Annotated in this window: 5 protein-coding genes; 4 read left to right on the top strand and 1 reads right to left on the bottom strand. The window is 68.3% G+C overall.

Annotation, left to right across the window (positions count from 1 at the left end):
- A partial coding sequence (locus WBL05_RS10735; RefSeq protein WP_424225840.1) for a shikimate dehydrogenase family protein occupies window positions 1-362 on the bottom strand: 362 nt, incomplete at its 3' end.
- 67 nt (window positions 363-429) lie between these two features.
- Here WBL05_RS10735 and WBL05_RS10730 point away from each other — a divergent pair.
- From WBL05_RS10730 to WBL05_RS10715, 4 genes are all read left to right on the top strand, one after another.
- Complete coding sequence (locus tag WBL05_RS10730) at window positions 430-1,353, top strand: 1,4-dihydroxy-2-naphthoyl-CoA synthase (protein ID WP_424225838.1); 924 nt, start codon at window positions 430-432, stop codon at window positions 1,351-1,353.
- Window positions 1,354-1,380: 27 nt separating this feature from the next.
- Window positions 1,381-1,623 (top strand): addiction module protein, encoded by a 243-nt coding sequence (locus WBL05_RS10725; RefSeq protein WP_424225837.1) that lies wholly within the window; start codon window positions 1,381-1,383, stop codon window positions 1,621-1,623.
- Window positions 1,620-1,946 carry a type II toxin-antitoxin system RelE/ParE family toxin gene (locus WBL05_RS10720; protein WP_424225836.1) on the top strand — a complete coding sequence of 109 codons (327 nt, stop codon included), beginning with the start codon at window positions 1,620-1,622 and terminating at the stop codon, window positions 1,944-1,946. Before WBL05_RS10725 ends, WBL05_RS10720 begins: the two co-directional genes overlap by 4 nt.
- A gap of 67 nt (window positions 1,947-2,013) precedes the next feature.
- On the top strand, window positions 2,014-2,451 hold a 438-nt coding region (locus tag WBL05_RS10715; protein ID WP_424225835.1), incomplete at its 3' end, for a hypothetical protein.

The following is a 2,451-nucleotide window of genomic DNA, read 5'->3' as shown; positions in this document are numbered from 1 at the left end:
GTGTCGGCCCGGTCAACGCCGGCCCGGGCGAGGGCGGCAAGCAGCCCGGTCACGTCGGTGTTGTACACCCGGTGGGCAGCGCCGTCGGGGCCGAGGATCAGCGTGTTGCCCGCCCGCAGCTCGACCGCGATCGGGTCGGGTTCGCCCTGGTCGAGCAGCGCCTGCTTGTTCGGTGCGGTGACGCTCAACCCGACCCACTCGGGGCCCAACCCGGCCACGAAACCGGGCAGGGTGGCCGGCGTCACCTCGAAAGCGTCATAGCGGTAGGCGTCGGTCAACCCGAGTTCGGCGTAGGCGGTGCGGTGCAGCAGCGGCGACAGCGAGTGGGCGATCGGGCTGCCGATCACGGCGCAGCGGCGCATCCGGGCCTCCGTTCGGTCGGTGTGAGCATCAGGGTACCGGGCTGCGCGGTTGGCTACCTTGGAGCTCATGAGCAGTGACGTGTCCGGCAACCCCTTCAACCCCCAGTTGTGGGACGAGGTGCCCGGCTTCGACTTCACCGACATCACCTACCACCGGGCGAGCGAGCTGGCCGGCAACCCGGGTGTGGTGCGGATCGCCTTCAACCGCCCCGAGGTGCGCAACGCCTTCCGGCCGCACACCGTCGATGAGCTGCTGCTGGCCCTCGAGCACGCCCGGCAGGCCGCCGACGTCGGCTGCGTGCTGCTGACCGGCAACGGCCCCAGTCCCCGCGACGGCGGGTGGGCGTTCAGCAGCGGCGGCGACCAGCGGATCCGCGGCGCCAGCGGCTACCAGTACGCCGCCGGTGAGGACGCGTCCAGCGTCGACCGGGCGCGGGCCGGGCGATTGCACATCCTCGAGGTTCAGCGGCTGATCCGGTTCATGCCGAAGGTGGTGATCTGCCTGGTCAGTGGTTGGGCGGCCGGCGGTGGCCACAGCCTGCACGTCATTTGTGACCTGTCGATCGCCTCGGCCGAACACGCCCGGTTCAAGCAGACCGACGCCGACGTGGCGTCCTTCGACGGCGGCTACGGCTCGGCCTACCTGGCCCGGCAGGTCGGGCAGAAGTTCGCCCGCGAGATCTTCTTCCTCGGCGATACCTACTCGGCCGAGGACGCGCTGCGGATGGGCATGGTGAACAAGGTTGTCCCGCACGCCCGACTCGAGGATGAGGGGCTGGCCTGGGGTCGGAAGATCTGCGGCAAGTCGCCGACCGCGATCCGGATGTTGAAGTACGCGTTCAACCTGCCGGATGACGGCCTTGTCGGCCAGCAGTTGTTCGCCGGCGAGACCACCCGGCTGGCCTACATGACCGAGGAGGCCGCCGAGGGCCGCGACGCCTTCCTGGCCAAGCGGGACCCCGACTGGTCGGATTTCCCGTACTACTACTGATCCGAGCCCTTGCGTAGACTGGTTGCCATGTCGTTGAGTGCGTCGGAGTTCTACGAGGCCGGGCTCGCCCTGCCTCCCTCAGTACGCAAGGACGTCGCGCTTCGTCTCCTCGAGTCCATCGAGGTGGCCGATCAGGAGTCCATCGACGAGGCGTGGACCGTGGAGATCAGGTCGCGTGTTCACGACATCATCGGCGGCCGGGTCAACACAATTCCAGGCCAACAGGTTTTCGCCGAGCTGGCCGAGCGAAGAGCCGCCCGCAAGGCATGAGCCCTGAGTTCGAGTTCCACCCTGATGCCCGAGCCGAAATGGTCGCGGACGTTGAGTGGTACGACGAACGCGAACCTGGCCTCGGGGAACGCTTCGAGGGAGCTGCGCGCGCCGCGATTGAGGCTATTGTCAACTCGCCAGAAGCGTGGGCAGTGTGGCGGGGCTGGCAAGACGAGCCATTGGTCCGATCCAAGGGCGTCAAGAACTTCCCTTACAGCGTGGTCTACTTCGTGCAGGACGACCGGATCATCATTGTGGCAGTCGCCCACACTTCACGTCGGCCCGGTTATTGGCAAAGCCGCCTGAACCCAGACAACGGCTGAGCGTGCCGCAGCGTGAGCTGCCGGGCTGTTGCACCCGAGGATTGATCGTCGCGCGAGGGATGGAAGCATGGACGCCATGACGGTCAGCGACGAGATCCTGGATGAGGACGATCTGGGTCGGCGCGCGTCCCGGATCCTCGAAGTCGCCCAGGACTTCGCCGATCAGGTGCGCCGGGAGGCCGAGCAGTACGCCGCGAAGCGCAGGCAGGACGCCGACGAGGCCAACATCGACATCGAACGGCTACACGCCGAGATCGCCCGGCAGCACCAGCAGGCGAGCGAGCTGACCGAGCAGGCCCAGCGGGAACTGGAGCGCGCCCGGGACGACGCCGAGTCGCGGATCGACGAGGCCCTCAGCCAGGCCAACGAGATCACCGCGGCCGCTGAGCAGCAGGCCAACGCCACGCTGGCCGACGCGCTGGCGCAAGCCGACCTGCTGACCCAGCAGGCGCAGGGCCGGGCGTCCCAACTGGTCGCCCGCAGCGAGGCTGAAGCCGCGGCGCTG

Source organism: Brooklawnia sp. (assembly GCF_049651565.1).
Classification (GTDB): domain Bacteria; phylum Actinomycetota; class Actinomycetes; order Propionibacteriales; family Propionibacteriaceae; genus Brooklawnia.
Note: the sequence above shows the minus strand (reverse complement) of the source record. Positions and strands in the feature narration are given on the sequence as shown.